We start from the raw sequence: 15,521 nt of genomic DNA, 5'->3' as shown, positions 1-15,521 counted from the left end.
TTATCGGTACGCTCTACAGAACCCTGTGCGGCGACTTATATTCAGTGCGCCGCCCACTCGATCTTCGAGATATCGACGCCATCTTTGTACATGTCCCACAGCGGCGACAGAGCGCGCAGCTTGGTAACGGCTTCGCAGACTTTCTGCGCCGCGTAATCGATTTCTTCTTCAGTGGTGAAGCGGCCGAAGGTGAAGCGGATCGAGCTGTGAGCCAGCTCGTCGTTGCGACCCAGGGCACGCAGCACGTAGGAAGGCTCCAGGGAGGCCGAAGTACAGGCCGAACCGGAAGACACTGCCAGGTCCTTGAGGGCCATGATCAGCGACTCGCCTTCAACGTAGTTGAAGCTCAGGTTCAGGTTGTGCGGTACGCGGGCAGTCATGCTGCCGTTGATGTACAGCTCTTCCAGGTGCTCGACCTGCTTGTAGAAGCGGTCGCTCAGGGCCTTGATGCGCAGGTTCTCGGCGGCCATGTCTTCCTTGGCCACGCGGAAGGCTTCGCCCATGCCGACGATCTGGTGAGTAGCCAGGGTGCCGGAACGCATGCCGCGTTCGTGACCACCGCCGTGCATGGTGGCTTCCAGGCGCACCCGCGGCTTGCGGCTGACGTACAGCGCGCCGATCCCTTTCGGGCCGTAGGTCTTGTGGGCGGAGAAGGACATCAGGTCGACCTTCAGGGCCTGCAGGTCGATGTCGACCTTGCCGGTGGACTGAGCGCCGTCGACGTGGAACAACACGCCCTTGGAGCGGGTCAGTTCGCCGATGGCAGCGATGTCGTTGATGGTGCCGATCTCGTTGTTCACATGCATGATCGAAACCAGGATGGTGTCGTCACGCAGGGCTGCTTCGACCATGGCCGGAGTGATGAGGCCGTCTTCGCCCGGCTCGATGTAGGTCACTTCGAAGCCTTCACGCTCGAGTTGGCGCATGGTGTCCAGGACAGCCTTGTGCTCGATCTTCGAGGTGATCAGGTGCTTGCCCTTGGTGTGGTAGAAATGCGCGACACCCTTGATTGCCAGGTTGTCGGATTCGGTAGCACCGGAAGTCCAGACGATTTCACGCGGGTCGGCGTTAACCAGGTCGGCCACTTGGCGACGGGCGTCTTCCACCGATTCTTCGGCTTTCCAGCCAAACACGTGGGAGCGGGACGCCGGGTTACCGAAGTTCCCGTCGACCAGCAGGCATTCACTCATTTTCTGCGCGACGCGCGGATCAACCGGGGTGGTCGCTGAGTAATCAAGGTAAATCGGCAATTTCATGGACTCTCTCCTAAATCAGGCTGGCTGGCGTGCCGCTAGCTCTTTGGCTGTCATTCGACGGCGGACGCTTCAATCTTGTCCAGGCGCGGCGCCTTGCCATTACAACGGCGCTGGTCCTGACGCTGGGCTACTTCTTGCACCTCACGGCGAGTGACAAGGTCAGCCAAGCTGATACCGCTTAGAAATTCGTGGATCTGCAGGCTCAGATCGCACCACAAGTGGTGCGTCAGGCAGGTGTCGCCGGCATGGCAATCACCCAGCCCCTGGCATTTGGTTGCATCGACCGATTCGTTCACCGCATCGATCACCTGGGCCACCTGGATCCCCTGCATGTCGCGGGACAGCTGATAGCCGCCACCAGGACCCCGGACGCTGGACACCAGATTGCTACGGCGCAATTTGGCGAAAAGCTGTTCGAGATAGGACAGGGAAATGCCTTGGCGCTCGGAGATATCGGCCAGGGAGACCGGGCCATGTTGCGCGTGCAACGCCAGATCAAGCATGGCGGTCACGGCGTATCGGCCTTTAGTAGTCAGTCGCATGGACAAGTACCACGGAGTTTCGGAATGGAGGCGAGTATGCAATACCCGAGTAATCAGGTCAACTATAAGACCAACTACTTTAGTCGGATTTACCCGCAAAAGAGCGCGCGAATCATAGCAAAGTCTGCGACGTAATGGCACAGCGCGATGGCAACAACTGACCCGCGGGTCGCTTATGGCATCTCGGGGGCTTTTTCGCCGGCAAACCGGTTCCTGCAGGAGAAGCCGGTTTGCGGAGCATCAGCCGACCTGGCTGTCGCCCTTGCCCTTGACTTCAGCGAAGTCTTCTTCACGCAGGGCAGGCAAGTCCTTGGCGCAGTAGTCACTGCCCAGATCCTTCAGCGCGCCACACATCCCCTCCAGACGACCATCGACCGCTTGCAGGTGATCAAGCAACTGACCAATGGCCCGCGCCACGGGGTCAGGCATGTCTTCGCTGACGCCATAGGCATCGAAGCCGAGCTTTTCCGCCATGGCCTTGCGCTTGGCTTCCTGCTCATCATTGGATTTCATGATGATCCGCCCCGGAATCCCCACTACGGTCGCACCGGCCGGCACCGCCTTGGTCACCACGGCATTGGAACCGACCTTGGCCCCGGCCCCGACCGTGAACGGTCCCAGCACCTTGGCGCCAGCCCCCACCACCACACCATCTTCCAGGGTCGGGTGGCGCTTGCCTTTATTCCAACTGGTGCCACCCAGGGTCACCCCCTGGTAAAGCGTGACGTCATCACCGATCTCGGCGGTTTCGCCAATGACGATGCCCATTCCATGGTCAATAAAGAAGCGACGACCGACCTTGGCCCCCGGATGAATCTCGATCCCGGTCAGCCAGCGCCCGAAGTTCGAGACCAGCCGCGCCAGCCACTTCCAGCCCATCCCCCACAAGGCGCCGGACAGGCGATGGATCCAGATCGCATGCATCCCCGGGTAGCAGGTCAGCACCTCAAAGGCGTTGCGCGCTGCCGGGTCACGATGGAAAACACTTTGGATATCTTCACGCAGACGTTCGAACATCACTGATCCTTCCGCTTCTGTAGCTCCCCACGAGCCGCTTTCTGGGTTTCCGTGAGGATGCCTCGCAATATATTCATTTCCGCCCGACTGACCGAGCTGCGACCGTACAACCGACGCAAGCGCGCCATCAAGTGTCGAGGTTTCTCCGGATCGAGGAAGTCGATGGCCACCAGGGTTTGCTGCAGGTGCTCGTAGAACCGCTCCAGCTCATCCATGGTTGCCAGCTCATCACTGCGCGGCGACGCCACCTCATCCTTCTCCACCTTGCTCGGCTGGCCCTGGGCTGCCAACCAGGACATGCGCACTTCATAGGTCAGCACTTGCACCGCCGTGGCCAGGTTCAACGAGCTGAACTCCGGATCCGACGGGATATGCACATGGAAATGACATCGCTGCAGTTCGTCATTGGTCAGGCCGGAATCTTCACGACCGAACACCAGAGCGATCTGCGCCCCCTGCCCGGCCTCCTCCACGACCTTGAGGCCCGACTCGCGGGGATCCAGCAGCGGCCAGGGAATGCGCCGATCACGAGCGCTGGTGCCGAACACCAGGGTGCAACCCGCCAGAGCATCCTCCAGCGTCGCCACCACCTGGGCATTTTCGAGAATATCGGTGGCACCAGAAGCCCGCGCATCCGCCTCATGGGACGGAAATACCCGCGGCTCCACCAGCACCAGCCGCGACAAGCCCATGTTCTTCATGGCACGCGCAGCCCCGCCGATATTGCCCGGATGACTGGTATTGACCAGGACGACACGAATGTTCTGCAGCAAGGGAGGCGCTCTCGGACACGGGAAGGGGGAGCAAATATTACAGAACAGGCTGCACCACCGCCTCAAAAATAACCATCTGCCAATTCCGCCGCCTTATTGAGAGCCCGCGACAGGAGCGCCCGATACCCGCCAAGGAAATGCGCCACACAGCGGATCAATGCAATCAAAGCGAACGCCGACCTTCATCTGCAAAAGTTTTCTGCTAGAATGCTCGGCTTTCTTTAACAACCTTAGGTGACCTATCCATGCAGCCAATGCTGAATATCGCGCTGCGCGCCGCCCGCAGCGCCAGTGAATTGATTTTCCGCTCCATCGAGCGCCTGGATACCATCAAGGTCGACGAAAAAGACGCCAAAGACTACGTATCCGAAGTTGATCGCGCTGCCGAGCAGAAGATCATCGACGCGCTGCGCAAAGCCTACCCGACTCACGCCATCCTCGGCGAAGAAACCGGCCTGCACGCCGGCAGCGGCGAAGGCGAAGACTACCTGTGGATCATCGATCCGCTGGACGGCACCACCAACTTCCTGCGCGGCATCCCGCACTTTGCCGTGAGCATCGCCTGCAAATACCGTGGCCGCCTGGAACACGCCGTGGTTCTGGACCCGGTTCGCCAGGAAGAATTCACCGCCAGCCGTGGCCGCGGTGCCCAGCTGAACGGTCGTCGCCTGCGGGTCAGCGGCCGCACCAGCCTGGACGGCGCCCTGCTGGGCACCGGCTTCCCCTTCCGTGACGACCAGATGGACAACCTGGACAACTACCTGGGCATGTTCCGCGCCCTGGTTGGCCAGACTGCCGGCATCCGTCGCGCTGGCGCAGCAAGCCTGGACCTGGCCTACGTCGCCGCCGGTCGCTTTGACGCCTTCTGGGAATCGGGCCTGTCCGAATGGGACATGGCAGCAGGCGCCCTGTTGATCCAGGAGGCCGGCGGCCTGGTGAGCGACTTCACCGGCGGTCACGACTTCCTGGAAAAAGGCCACGTCGTGGCCGGCAACACCAAATGCTTCAAGGCAGTTCTGACCGCCATCCAGCCGCACCTGCCGGCTTCGCTGAAGCGCTAAGCACCAGCGACAAAAAAGCACCCCGAGGGGTGCTTTTTTTTATGCCCGCAATTGCCGTAGAAGCCAGCTTGCCGGCGAATGGGACCTTGAGATCGCCTTCGCCGGCAAACAGCCCCTGCAGTTGAGGGTTACTGGCCGGGCTGATTCTGGTTCTGACCGAGAATCAGGCGCCCTTCTTTATCCACCGGAATCTGGTTGCCCGGATCCCGATCCATACGCACCTGGCCCTGCTTGCCACCCAGGTCGTACTTCACGTCATAACCAACGATCTTGTCACTGATGTCATTGACCGTGTTACAGCGAGTCTGCGTAGTGGTGTAGGTATCACGCTCCTGCATGCCTTCCTGCACCTTGTTCCCCGCATAGCCCCCACCAACAGCACCGGCAACCGTGGCGAGTTTCTTACCATTGCCATTACCGATCATGCTGCCCAACAGGCCACCGCCCACTGCGCCAGCCACAGTGCCCAGGATCTGATGCTCATCCTTGACCGGGCGCTGCCGGGTCACGGCGACGTCCTTGCAGACTTCCCGCGGGGTCTTGATCTGTTGCTTGACCGGCTGAACGGCCAGCACTTGCGCATACTCAGGGCCGCTTTTAACCAGGCTGTAGGTGGCAACAGCACCCCCGGCGGTGACACCGACAGCACCCAATACCGCACCAACCAGCAACGACTTGTTCACGTGAACCTCCTGACCATACATGCGGGTCAAAAGCCCGCGCTTCTCCCAGCCTTGGAGCAAAAAAAAAGGCGCGAGTTCAACACTCGCGCCTTTTTAACTGACAGCCGGAACAGGTCAGGCCATCAAGGACGGTCGTCCACTTCCTTCTCGGTATTGGCCGGAGGAATCAGGTCTTCACTGTTCAGGTTCAGCCAGATCAGCACCACGTTGGCGATGTAGATCGACGAGTAGGTACCCGCCAACACACCGACGAACAGGGCGATGGAGAAGCCCCACAGGTTGTCGCCACCGAAGAACAGCAGGGCCACGATCGCCAGCAGGGTGGAGATCGAAGTGGCCATGGTGCGCAGCAGGGTCTGGGTGGTCGAGATGTTGATGTTCTCGATCAGGCTGGCCTTGCGCAGCACACGGAAGTTCTCACGCACCCGGTCGAACACCACGATGGTGTCGTTGAGCGAGTAACCGATGATCGCCAGCACCGCCGCCAGCACCGTCAGGTCGAAGGTGATCTGGAAAAACGACAGGATGCCCACGGTCACGATCACGTCGTGGATCAGCGAGACGATGGCACCGACCGCGAACTTCCACTGGAAGCGGAACGCCAGGTAGATGAGGATGCCGCCCAGCGCCATGAGCATGCCGAGGCCACCCTGGTCGCGCAGCTCTTCACCCACCTGCGGGCCGACGAACTCGACGCGCTTGACCTGCGCCGGGTTGTCACCACCGACCTTCTGCAGGGCGGCCGCCACCTGGTGGCCCAGTTGCGGGTCTTCGCCCGGCATCCGCACCAGCAGGTCGGTGGTCGCACCGAAGCTCTGCACGATGGCTTCGTGATAACCGGCGTCGTTCAGCTGCGAACGCACCTTCATCACATCCGCCGGACGCTCGTAGGTCAGCTCGATGAGCGTGCCGCCGGTGAAGTCCAGACCGTAGTTCAAGCCTTTGTGGAACCAGCTGAACAACGCCAGGATGGTGAGCAGCACAGTGACGCCGAACGCAACGTTGCGCACGCCCATGAAGTTAATAGTACGTAACATGGCAGCCCCTTAAATCCACAACTTCTTGAAGTCACGACCGCCGAAGATCAGGTTGACCATCGCGCGGGTCAGCCAGATGGCCGTGAACATCGAGGTAAAGATCCCGAGGGACATGGTCACCGCAAAGCCCTTGACCGGGCCGGTGCCCATGGCAAAGAGGATGCCACCCACCAGCAATGTGGTCAGGTTGGAGTCCAGAATCGCGGTGAATGCCCGGCCGAAGCCTTCGTTAATTGCTCGCTGCACGGTCATGCCGGCGGCGATCTCTTCACGTATCCGCGAGAAGATCAGCACGTTGGCGTCCACCGCCATGCCCATGGTCAGCACGATACCGGCGATACCCGGCAGGGTCAGCGTAGCCCCCAGCAGGGACATCAGGGCCAGCAGCAACACCATGTTCAAGGCCAGCGCCACAGTGGCGATCACCCCGAAGAAGCGGTAGATGGCGATGATGAACAGCGACACGAACAGCATGCCCCACAGCGACGCATCGATACCCTTGGTGATGTTGTCAGCACCCAGGCTCGGACCGATTGTGCGCTCTTCAGCGAAGTACATCGGCGCCGCCAGACCACCGGCACGCAACAGCAGCGCCAGTTCGGAGGACTCGCCCTGGCCATTGAGGCCAGTGATACGGAACTGACTGCCCAGCGGCGACTGGATGGTCGCCAGGCTGATGATTTTCTTCTCTTCCTTGAACGCCTGGACCGGCACGTCCTTCTCGACGCCGTCGACCACCTGTTTGGTATAGGTGGTGATCGGCTTCTGCTCGATGAAGATCACCGCCATGCTGCGACCGACATTGCTGCGGGTCGAACGGTTCATCAGCTCGCCACCGTGGCCATCAAGCTTGATGTTCACCTGTGGGCGGCCATGCTCGTCGTAACCGGCCTGGGCATCGGTCACCTGGTCACCGGTGATGATCAGGCCACGCTCGATCTGCGCTGGAGGACGATTGCCCTCACGGAATTCGAAGGACTCGGAAGTCGCCTTGGAAGCACCCGGCTCGGCGGCCAGACGGAACTCCAGGTTGGCGGTCTTGCCCAGGATCCGCTTGGCTTCAGCGGTGTCCTGCACGCCCGGCAGCTCAACCACGATACGGTTGGCACCCTGGCGCTGAACCAGAGGCTCGGCCACACCCAGCTCGTTGACCCGGTTACGCACGGTGGTCAAGTTCTGCTTGATGGAGTATTCGCGGATTTCCGCCAGCTTGGCTGGGGTCATCGCCAGACGCAGCACCGGTTGGCCATTGAGGTCGGCCGGTACGATATCGAAATCATTGAAGTTCTTGCGGATCAGCGAACGGGCCTGCTCACGGCTGTCTTCATCGCTGAAGCCCAGCTGGATGGCGCCATTGAGCTGCGGCAGGCTGCGATAGCGCAGGCGCTCTTTGCGCAGCAGGCTCTTGACGTCGCCTTCATAGACTTTCAGGCGGGCGTCGAGGGCTTTGTCCATGTCCACTTCCAGCAGGAAGTGCACACCACCGGACAAGTCCAGACCCAGTTTCATCGGGTGCGCACCGAGGTTGCGCAGCCATTGCGGAGTGGTTTGCGCCAGGTTCAACGCCACCACATAGTCATCGCCCAGCGCCTTGCGCACTACATCCTTGGCCGGAAGCTGGTCTTCCTTGTTGGTCAAGCGCAGCAGGCCACCCTTGCCGTTGGCGGCAATGGAAGAAGCCTTGACGTTGATGCCGGCGTCGGTGAGCGCTTTGCTCGCACGATCCAGATCCGCCTGAGTGACCTGCAACGCGGTACTCGCGCCACTGACCTGAATGGCCGGATCATCAGGGTATAGATTGGGAGCGGAATAAATAAAACCGATCGCCAGCACCGCCAGGATCAGTAGGTACTTCCACAGAGGATATTTGTTCAGCATCACGCCGCCCGTTTATGACGCGGGGCGCCTTGCGCGCCCCGTCGATTGGTAAAAGATGAAACTTAGATCGCTTTCAGCGTGCCTTTTGGCAGCGTGGCAGCGATCGCGCCCTTCTGGAACTTCAGTTCAACGGAGTCCGACACTTCCAGAACCACGAAGTCGTCGGTCACTTTGTTGATCTTGCCGGCAATACCGCCGGTGGTCACAACTTCGTCGCCTTTCTGCAGGCTACCCAGCAGGTTCTTCTGCTCTTTGGCGCGCTTGGCCTGTGGGCGCCAGATCATCAGATAGAAGATGACCAGGAAGCCGACCAGGAAAATCCACTCGAAACCAGTGCCAGCAGGACCGGCAGCGGCAGGTGCAGCGGCGTCCGCATACGCGGCAGGGATCAAAAAGCTCATTTAACACTCCGATAATTTCAGAATTAGTGTCTTAACGTCTTTAGAACTTATTCTAAAGGCGGCACGGGTAACCCGCGTTTGGCATAGAAGGAATCGACAAAGGCGGCCAATGTACCTTGTTGAATAGCCTCGCGCAAACCAGCCATAAGACGCTGGTAATGGCGCAAATTATGGATGGTATTGAGCATACTCCCGAGCATTTCCCCACACTTGTCCAAGTGGTGCAGATAAGCACGGGAGAAGTTCTGGCAGGTGTAGCAATCACAAGTTGGGTCCAGCGGCGAATCATCATGGCGATGGAACGCGTTACGGATCTTCAGCACGCCTGTATCGATGAACAGATGCCCATTGCGGGCATTGCGGGTTGGCATCACGCAATCGAACATGTCCACACCGCGGCGCACACCCTCAACCAGATCTTCCGGCTTGCCAACTCCCATAAGGTAACGAGGTTTGTCGGCTGGCATCTGGCCTGGCAGGTAGTCCAGGACCTTGATCATTTCATGCTTGGGCTCGCCCACCGACAGGCCGCCAATGGCCAGGCCGTCGAAGCCGATCTTGTCCAGGCCTTCCAGGGAGCGCATGCGCAGGTCCTGGTGCATGCCGCCCTGGACGATACCGAACAACGCCGCGGTGTTGTCGCCGTGGGCATTCTTCGAGCGCTGGGCCCAGCGCAGGGACAGCTCCATGGAGATTCGCGCCACGTCTTCATCAGCCGGGTACGGCGTGCATTCATCGAAGATCATCACGATGTCCGAACCCAGGTCGCGCTGCACTTGCATCGACTCTTCCGGGCCCATGAACACCTTGGCGCCGTCCACCGGCGAGGCGAAGGTCACGCCCTCTTCCTTGATCTTGCGCATGGCCCCCAGGCTGAACACCTGGAAGCCACCGGAGTCGGTCAGAATCGGGCCTTTCCATTGCATGAAATCATGCAGGTCACCGTGAGCCTTGATCACTTCCGTACCCGGGCGCAGCCACAGGTGGAAGGTGTTGCCGAGGATGATTTCGGCGCCGGTAGCGACGATATCCCGCGGCAGCATGCCCTTGACCGTGCCATAGGTGCCCACCGGCATGAAGGCCGGGGTTTCCACCGTGCCGCGGGGGAAGGTCAGGCGACCGCGACGAGCCTTGCCATCAGTGGCCAGGAGCTCGAAGGACATACGACAAGTGCGACTCATACAGTTTCCTCGGGGGCCAGATCCTTGGGAGCGGTCGGCGCGGGATTACGGGTGATGAACATCGCATCACCGTAGCTGAAAAAGCGGTATCCATTTTCCACCGCGGCGCGATAGGCGGCCATGGTTTCGGGATAGCCGGCGAACGCCGAAACCAGCATCAACAGCGTGGATTCCGGCAGATGGAAGTTGGTCACCAGGGCATCGACCACATGGAACGGCCGGCCCGGGTAGATAAAGATGTCGGTGTCGCCACTGAACGGCTTGAGCACGCCATCGCGCGCGGCGCTTTCCAGGGAGCGCACGCTGGTGGTGCCCACTGCCACCACCCGGCCACCGCGAGCCCGGCACGCAGCGACTGCATCCACCACGTCCTGGCCGACTTCCAGCCACTCGTGGTGCATATGGTGATCTTCGATGCGCTCGACCCGCACCGGCTGGAAGGTACCAGCCCCCACGTGCAGGGTGACGAACGCGGTCTCCACGCCCTTGGCGGCAATGGCCTCCAGCAGCGGCTGGTCGAAATGCAGCCCGGCGGTCGGTGCCGCCACCGCGCCCAGGCGCTGGGCGTACACGGTCTGGTAACGCTCGCGATCGGCGCCTTCATCCGGACGGTCTATATAAGGAGGCAACGGCATGTGCCCGACCCGGTCCAGCAGCGGCAGCACTTCTTCGGCAAAGCCCAGCTCGAAGAGCGTGTCATGGCGCGCCAGCATCTCGGCTTCGCCACCGCCGTCGATGAGGATCTTCGACCCAGGCTTGGGCGACTTGCTGGAGCGCACATGGGCCAGCACACGGTGGCTGTCCAGCACCCGCTCGACGAGGATTTCCAGCTTGCCGCCGGAAGCCTTCTGACCGAACAGACGGGCCGGAATCACCCGGGTATTGTTGAACACCATCAGATCGCCCGGGCGCAAATGCTCAAGCAAATCAGTGAATTGACGGTGGGCCAAGGCGCCGGTTGGCCCATCCAGGGTCAACAGACGGCTGCCGCGACGCTCGGCCAGTGGATGGCGGGCGATCAGCGAATCAGGAAGCTCGAAGGTAAAGTCAGCAACGCGCATGATGGGGTTCGTCTAGCAGGGCCGGAAAGTTTAGCGGATTAAGCAAAAATTGACCATGAAAGCCGATTGACCAACGGTAAGCGCCTCTCTATACTTCGCCGCCATTGAGCCCTGATGGCGGAATTGGTAGACGCGGCGGATTCAAAATCCGTTTTCGCAAGAAGTGGGAGTTCGAGTCTCCCTCGGGGCACCAAACATGAAAAAGACCTTGAAATCCAAGGTCTTTTTTTTCGCCTGCAGAAAAGTGCCAGCACGGCGCACACCTCCCGTTGCGGGCCTCTTTCCCGCCCTGCTCAGTCGTACAAGTCCTCCACGTAGTACTCGTAGTTGTCGGCATTCTCCACCGCGTCGCTCGGGCGGTTGGCTCCCAGGTTCTGCGATCCCGCCACGCCGTAGGCGCCGGGGATATCGGTGGTGTGGCCAATGGAATGGGTCAGTTCATGCACCACGGTACCGGCCTGGGTATCGAAACCCACGCGCGGCGGCAGGGCAAAGAATGCCGTGCAGAACCAGGCCTGCACGTCCCCGCGGGCGTTGACGTAGGTGGCGGCGATATCCCCGGGCGCGTCGCAAGGGTCATTCGGGTTGACCCGGCAATAGGCCGTCAGGGTGTTGCCACTGTTGAGCTTGAAACGCACCCCGTCGAGCACTGCACGCACCCGCTGGTAACGATCCTGGCTGAAGGTACCGAACCAGGTCCGGTAGGCCAGGTCCTGATTGCGGCGAAAGGTCGCTTCATTGTTGTTGACCTGGTTGTAGGCATTGGTCGACCAGGTAGTAGCGACAGCCACGGCATTGCTCACCGCGGTACGGTCAGCCTGGGTGGCACAGGAACCGTCAAACGCCACGTTGATGGCGAGCGCCGATTGCGCCAGCGCACCCAGGCCCAGTAGCAGAAACAGACTTTGCCAGCGACGCGCCAGAAGACGGCGGCGTGAATGAACAACGGTATCAGTATCCATATTCAGCATCCTTCCATGCAGGTTCCGAGGAATGTCGCTCCCCCTGCCAGGGGCGACACTCGCATTGGATTCCCGAGGCTCGCGGTGCATCAGCAGGAATTGCTTCCGTAGCCGGCGCCAGGGCCCCGCGCGCCTGATACAAGCATCTCTCGGGCACATCCTTGATGGAGGTCAAAGAGCCGACGTTTGAGGGCCATACACTTGTAAGTGAACATTTGAACGAGACGCATAGGCCCTCCTTATATGAGTGAAGAATCCACCCTCCGCACCCAACCCAAAGCCTTGCCGGAAGCCAGCTCCGCCAGCCCTGCCAAGAGCACCCCGCGCAAACCCGCAACGCCGCGCCCGCGTCGCCAACGCACAGCGAGCAAGGCTGCACCGGTGAAAGCCGCCGAGGCCGAGATCAGCGCCATCAGCCAGAAGCCCATGGCCCTGCAGGTGGCCAGCGCGCCGCGCGGCTCCAACGAAGACAGCGTGTCCGCTGCGCTGCCGGGCAATTATCCGTACCGCAACCGCATGCGCCGCGCCGAGTACGAAAAGGCCAAGAACGAACTGCAGATCGAACTGCTCAAGGTGCAAAGCTGGGTCAAGGAAACCGGGCAGCGCATCGTTGTGCTGTTCGAAGGCCGTGACGCTGCTGGCAAGGGCGGCACCATCAAGCGCTTCATGGAACACCTCAACCCCCGCGGCGCGCGGATCGTGGCCCTGGAAAAGCCCTCGGAACAGGAAAAGGGCCAGTGGTACTTCCAGCGCTATATCCAGCACCTGCCCACCGCCGGGGAAATGGTCTTCTTCGACCGCTCCTGGTACAACCGCGCCGGGGTGGAACGGGTGATGGAGTTCTGCTCGCCCCTGCAATACCTGGAGTTCATGCGCCAGACCCCGGAGCTGGAGCGCATGCTGTGCAACAGCGGCATCCTGATGTTCAAGTTCTGGTTCTCGGTGAACCGCGAAGAACAGCTGCGCCGCTTCATCTCCCGTCGGGACGACCCGCTCAAGCACTGGAAGCTCTCGCCCATCGACATCAAGTCCCTGGACAAGTGGGACGAGTACACCGCTGCCAAACAGGCGATGTTCTTCCACACCGACACCGCCGATGCCCCTTGGACGGTGATCAAGTCCGATGACAAGAAGCGCGCGCGAATCAACTGTATCCGCCACTTCCTGCACGAGCTGGACTACCCGGGCAAGGACCTGAAAGTCGCCCATGCCCCAGACCCATTGCTGGTGGGCCGCGCCTCGCGGGTACTGGAAGAGGATGAAGGCACCCAGGCCCAGGCTGCGACAGATCCGCGAGCCACACGCCTGGCCTTGTCAGCCTGAATTCCGGGCAAAAAAAACTGCGCGCAGACAGGCGGGTCTGGGCGCAGCAAAAGTCGAGCGGATCTATGAATCAGAGCACTGGATCAGTTCGAGGCCTCAGGCAACCTCGGTCACCGGCGTCACCTTCTCCGGTGGTTTGATAGAGCCGATGTACACCGCAAAGATGGTCAACAGCGCACCCGCGATCTGCAGCGCCGAGCTGGCCTTGCCGAGAAACGCCACATCGACGAAGTAGGTGATCACCGGTTCCAGCAGCAGGATCAGCCCCGCCAGGCCCAGGCTGATGGCACCGATGGAGCGGTTGACCAGCAACCAGCCCACGAATTGCACCATCACCCCGTAGATGATCAGCATCACCAGGGTCTGCCCATCGACGATGGCCAGGCTTTCCCCCATGGCCAGGGCATACACCAGCAGCACCAGCGCGGCCCACAGGCTCAGGTTGAGCATCTGTGCGATCTTGTCGCCCCCACCGTCAGGCAACTGCGTGTTGACCTTGAGGAAATACACGCAAATGGCGTAGGCCAGGCCCGAGAGCACGCCATAGACCACACCCTTGATGCCCACTGCACTGGTCATTTCCGGCAGCAGCAACAGGTACAGGCCGATAAACGCCAGGGTGATGGAGATCAGGAAGTAGATCGACGGCTTCTCCTTGAGCAGGTACAGACCCAGCAGGGTCATGAAGAACACCTGGCAATTGGTCAGGATCGAACCGATGCCCGGGCCGACGATGTAGATGCTCTGGTGCCAGAGCACCAGGTCGATGGCCAGGAACACCCCGGCCAGGGCCGTGTACAGCTGCGCCTTGGCGCTCTTGAGCAGCACCGGGATGCGCCGCACCTTGAGCAGCAGGAAGAACAGGATCGAGGCGAACAGCATGCGGTAGAACCCGGCCCCACCGGCGCCGATGTGGGCAAAGGCCACGGCCAGCGCCGACAGGCTGAGCATCAAGCCACCAATGGTCAGCTCGATGATGGCGCGGTTGGTATTAGTCGACATGCGCGACTCCATTAATGAAGACCAGAGGATCGACGTCCTGGTCCGGGTCACTTAACTTGCCCTGCTCCAGCACCTGTTGCATGGCGTCGAAAATGCTCGCCAGGCCGGCCTGCAGCGTTTCGCTGCTGATGGTCAGCGCCGGCATCAGCTTGAGTACCTGGTCCACCGGACCGCAGCGCTCGATGATCAGGCGGCGGGCGAAGCAGGCACGCATCACCGCGGCGGCCAGGGCCGGGTCGTGGAACTCGATGCCGTAGAACAGCCCGCGTCCGCGCACATCCTTGATATGCCCGGCGAAGCGTTCGGTCACCTCAGCCAGCCACTCCTTGAGCTGTGCTTCGTTGGCCTGGATGTGCTTGACCAGGCGGTCGTCGCTCCAGAACTCCTGCACGGTCTTGGTGGCGGCGACAAAGGCCAGGGTGTTGCCGCGGAAAGTGCCGTTGTCCTCGCCAGGGGACCATTGGTCCAGTTCCGGGCGATGCAGCAGCAGGGCGAACGGCAAGCCGTAGCCGCTGAGGGACTTGGACAGGCACACCATGTCCGGGGTGATGCCCGAGGGCTCGAAGCTGAAGAAGGTCCCGGTGCGGCCGCAGCCGGCCTGGATGTCGTCGACGATCAGCAGGATGCCGTGCTCGGCGGTCAGCTGGCGCAGGCGCTGGAGAAACTCTGCCGAAGCCACGTTGATCCCGCCTTCGCCCTGGATGGTTTCCAGGATCACCGCTGCCGGCAGGTCCATGCCGGAACTGTTGTCCTTGACCAGGCGCTCGAAGTAGGCGATGGAATCCAGGCCTTCCAGGTAACCGTCGAACGGCATGCGGAACACATAGGGATCGACCCCTGGCTGGCGGTTGTCACGGTTGCCGGTCAGCCCCAGGGAGGTGTTGGACATGCCGTGGAAGCCGTTGGTGAAGGCCACGATGTGCCGGCGCCCGGTGACCTTGCGCGCCAGTTTGACCGCCGACTCCACCACACTGGTGCCGGTGGGCGAGGTGAATTGCATTTTGTAGGGCAGGGCCCGGGGCGCCAGGATGATCTTGCGGAAGTTGTAGATGAACTCCTGCTTGGCCCGGCTGTGCATGTCCAGGGCGGCCTGGATGCCGTCCCGTTGCAGGTAGTCGATCACCGCGGCCTTCACCGCCTTGGGGTTGTGGCCATAGTTCACGGACCCGGCGCAGCTCAGGAAGTCGATATAGGCCTGGCCTTTCAGGTCATACAGATGACTGCCCTGGGCCTGGTCGAAGACCACCGGAAAGCTGCGGCAGTAACTGCGCGCCGAAGACTCCACATCCGCAAATACGCCCAACTCATCCATTTCTGAAATATCCATTGCTGCCTGCTCACATA

At 61.0% G+C, this 15,521-nt stretch carries 15 protein-coding genes and 1 tRNA gene; 3 read left to right on the top strand and 13 right to left on the bottom strand.

What is annotated here, in order from left to right:
* Positions 1 to 41 precede the first annotated feature (41 nt).
* The 4 genes from ACUXVH_RS12850 to trmJ all read right to left on the bottom strand — a co-directional run bounded on the left by ACUXVH_RS12850 (position 42) and on the right by trmJ (position 3,588).
* Positions 42 to 1,256, bottom strand: a complete 1,215-nt coding sequence (locus ACUXVH_RS12850) for an IscS subfamily cysteine desulfurase (RefSeq protein WP_065365250.1) — start codon at positions 1,254 to 1,256, stop codon at positions 42 to 44.
* A 50-nt stretch (positions 1,257 to 1,306) separates the two neighbouring features.
* A complete protein-coding gene (gene iscR, locus ACUXVH_RS12845; protein ID WP_011063217.1) occupies positions 1,307 to 1,798 on the bottom strand; it encodes a Fe-S cluster assembly transcriptional regulator IscR in 492 nt (163 codons plus the stop codon).
* Between the two features lie 240 nt (positions 1,799 to 2,038).
* Positions 2,039 to 2,815 carry a serine O-acetyltransferase gene (gene cysE / locus ACUXVH_RS12840; RefSeq protein ID WP_011063218.1) on the bottom strand — a complete coding sequence of 259 codons (777 nt, stop codon included), beginning with the start codon at positions 2,813 to 2,815 and terminating at the stop codon, positions 2,039 to 2,041.
* Positions 2,815 to 3,588 (bottom strand): tRNA (cytosine(32)/uridine(32)-2'-O)-methyltransferase TrmJ, encoded by a 774-nt coding sequence (trmJ, locus tag ACUXVH_RS12835; protein ID WP_019094261.1) that lies wholly within the window; start codon positions 3,586 to 3,588, stop codon positions 2,815 to 2,817. Before trmJ ends, cysE begins: the two co-directional genes overlap by 1 nt.
* A 245-nt stretch (positions 3,589 to 3,833) precedes the next feature.
* Here trmJ and suhB point away from each other — a divergent pair, with 245 nt between their 5' ends.
* Positions 3,834 to 4,649, top strand: a complete 816-nt coding sequence (gene suhB, locus ACUXVH_RS12830) for a type III secretion system regulator SuhB (RefSeq protein WP_011063220.1) — start codon at positions 3,834 to 3,836, stop codon at positions 4,647 to 4,649.
* A gap of 128 nt (positions 4,650 to 4,777) precedes the next feature.
* On the opposite strand, the gene ACUXVH_RS12825 is transcribed toward suhB, so the two are convergent.
* From ACUXVH_RS12825 to queA, 6 genes are all read right to left on the bottom strand, one after another.
* The gene (locus tag ACUXVH_RS12825) at positions 4,778 to 5,332 is read right to left on the bottom strand and encodes a glycine zipper 2TM domain-containing protein (protein WP_011063221.1); all 555 of its coding nucleotides are present in this window, start codon (positions 5,330 to 5,332) and stop codon (positions 4,778 to 4,780) included.
* Between the two features lie 122 nt (positions 5,333 to 5,454).
* A complete protein-coding gene (gene secF / locus ACUXVH_RS12820; RefSeq protein ID WP_232641901.1) occupies positions 5,455 to 6,369 on the bottom strand; it encodes a protein translocase subunit SecF in 915 nt (304 codons plus the stop codon).
* A gap of 9 nt (positions 6,370 to 6,378) precedes the next feature.
* Positions 6,379 to 8,247, bottom strand: a complete 1,869-nt coding sequence (gene secD, locus ACUXVH_RS12815) for a protein translocase subunit SecD (protein ID WP_011063223.1) — start codon at positions 8,245 to 8,247, stop codon at positions 6,379 to 6,381.
* Positions 8,248 to 8,309: 62 nt separating this feature from the next.
* Positions 8,310 to 8,648 (bottom strand): preprotein translocase subunit YajC, encoded by a 339-nt coding sequence (gene yajC, locus ACUXVH_RS12810; protein WP_011063224.1) that lies wholly within the window; start codon positions 8,646 to 8,648, stop codon positions 8,310 to 8,312.
* Positions 8,649 to 8,695: 47 nt separating this feature from the next.
* Entirely contained in the window at positions 8,696 to 9,811 is a 1,116-nt protein-coding gene (gene tgt / locus ACUXVH_RS12805; protein WP_162470478.1) for a tRNA guanosine(34) transglycosylase Tgt, read from the bottom strand.
* Between the two features lie 14 nt (positions 9,812 to 9,825).
* Positions 9,826 to 10,890, bottom strand: a complete 1,065-nt coding sequence (gene queA / locus ACUXVH_RS12800) for a tRNA preQ1(34) S-adenosylmethionine ribosyltransferase-isomerase QueA (RefSeq protein WP_011063226.1) — start codon at positions 10,888 to 10,890, stop codon at positions 9,826 to 9,828.
* Positions 10,891 to 10,998: 108 nt separating this feature from the next.
* Between queA and ACUXVH_RS12795 the strand changes: the two genes are divergently transcribed.
* A tRNA-Leu gene (locus ACUXVH_RS12795) sits at positions 10,999 to 11,083 on the top strand.
* Positions 11,084 to 11,183: 100 nt separating this feature from the next.
* Here the strand turns inward: ACUXVH_RS12795 and ACUXVH_RS12790 are convergent.
* Positions 11,184 to 11,852 carry a M35 family metallo-endopeptidase gene (locus ACUXVH_RS12790; protein WP_258611133.1) on the bottom strand — a complete coding sequence of 223 codons (669 nt, stop codon included), beginning with the start codon at positions 11,850 to 11,852 and terminating at the stop codon, positions 11,184 to 11,186.
* 426 nt (positions 11,853 to 12,278) lie between these two features.
* Between ACUXVH_RS12790 and ppk2 the strand changes: the two genes are divergently transcribed.
* Positions 12,279 to 13,175, top strand: coding sequence for a polyphosphate kinase 2 (gene ppk2, locus ACUXVH_RS12785; RefSeq protein ID WP_161466650.1), 897 nt, complete (start codon positions 12,279 to 12,281; stop codon positions 13,173 to 13,175).
* A 96-nt stretch (positions 13,176 to 13,271) separates the two neighbouring features.
* On the opposite strand, the gene ACUXVH_RS12780 is transcribed toward ppk2, so the two are convergent.
* Together ACUXVH_RS12780 and ectB are read right to left on the bottom strand one after the other, a co-directional pair.
* Positions 13,272 to 14,177: a DMT family transporter gene (locus ACUXVH_RS12780; RefSeq protein ID WP_401402220.1), complete on the bottom strand. Its 906-nt coding sequence runs from the start codon at positions 14,175 to 14,177 to the stop codon at positions 13,272 to 13,274.
* The gene (ectB, locus tag ACUXVH_RS12775; protein ID WP_019094259.1) at positions 14,167 to 15,489 is read right to left on the bottom strand and encodes a diaminobutyrate--2-oxoglutarate transaminase; all 1,323 of its coding nucleotides are present in this window, start codon (positions 15,487 to 15,489) and stop codon (positions 14,167 to 14,169) included. Before ectB ends, ACUXVH_RS12780 begins: the two co-directional genes overlap by 11 nt.
* Positions 15,490 to 15,521: the final 32 nt, after the last annotated feature.

This window comes from Pseudomonas sp. 8(2025) (assembly GCF_052665325.1).
Note: the sequence above shows the minus strand (reverse complement) of the source record. Positions and strands in the feature narration are given on the sequence as shown.

Bases quoted from the DNA above. Each gene is read 5' to 3' on its own strand.
- ACUXVH_RS12780 (WP_401402220.1), bottom strand. From the start codon at position 14,177: ATGTCGACTAATACCAACCGCGCCATCATCGAGCTGACCATTGGTGGC.
- ectB (WP_019094259.1), bottom strand. From the start codon at position 15,489: ATGGATGAGTTGGGCGTATTTGCGGATGTGGAGTCTTCGGCGCGCAGT.
- ppk2 (WP_161466650.1), top strand. From the start codon at position 12,279: ATGGCCCTGCAGGTGGCCAGCGCGCCGCGCGGCTCCAACGAAGACAGC.
- cysE (WP_011063218.1), bottom strand. From the start codon at position 2,815: ATGTTCGAACGTCTGCGTGAAGATATCCAAAGTGTTTTCCATCGTGAC.
- suhB (WP_011063220.1), top strand. From the start codon at position 3,834: ATGCAGCCAATGCTGAATATCGCGCTGCGCGCCGCCCGCAGCGCCAGT.
- secF (WP_232641901.1), bottom strand. From the start codon at position 6,369: ATGTTACGTACTATTAACTTCATGGGCGTGCGCAACGTTGCGTTCGGC.
- queA (WP_011063226.1), bottom strand. From the start codon at position 10,890: ATGCGCGTTGCTGACTTTACCTTCGAGCTTCCTGATTCGCTGATCGCC.
- ACUXVH_RS12790 (WP_258611133.1), bottom strand. From the start codon at position 11,852: ATGGATACTGATACCGTTGTTCATTCACGCCGCCGTCTTCTGGCGCGT.
- iscR (WP_011063217.1), bottom strand. From the start codon at position 1,798: ATGCGACTGACTACTAAAGGCCGATACGCCGTGACCGCCATGCTTGAT.
- secD (WP_011063223.1), bottom strand. From the start codon at position 8,247: ATGCTGAACAAATATCCTCTGTGGAAGTACCTACTGATCCTGGCGGTG.
- yajC (WP_011063224.1), bottom strand. From the start codon at position 8,648: ATGAGCTTTTTGATCCCTGCCGCGTATGCGGACGCCGCTGCACCTGCC.
- tgt (WP_162470478.1), bottom strand. From the start codon at position 9,811: ATGTCCTTCGAGCTCCTGGCCACTGATGGCAAGGCTCGTCGCGGTCGC.
- ACUXVH_RS12850 (WP_065365250.1), bottom strand. From the start codon at position 1,256: ATGAAATTGCCGATTTACCTTGATTACTCAGCGACCACCCCGGTTGAT.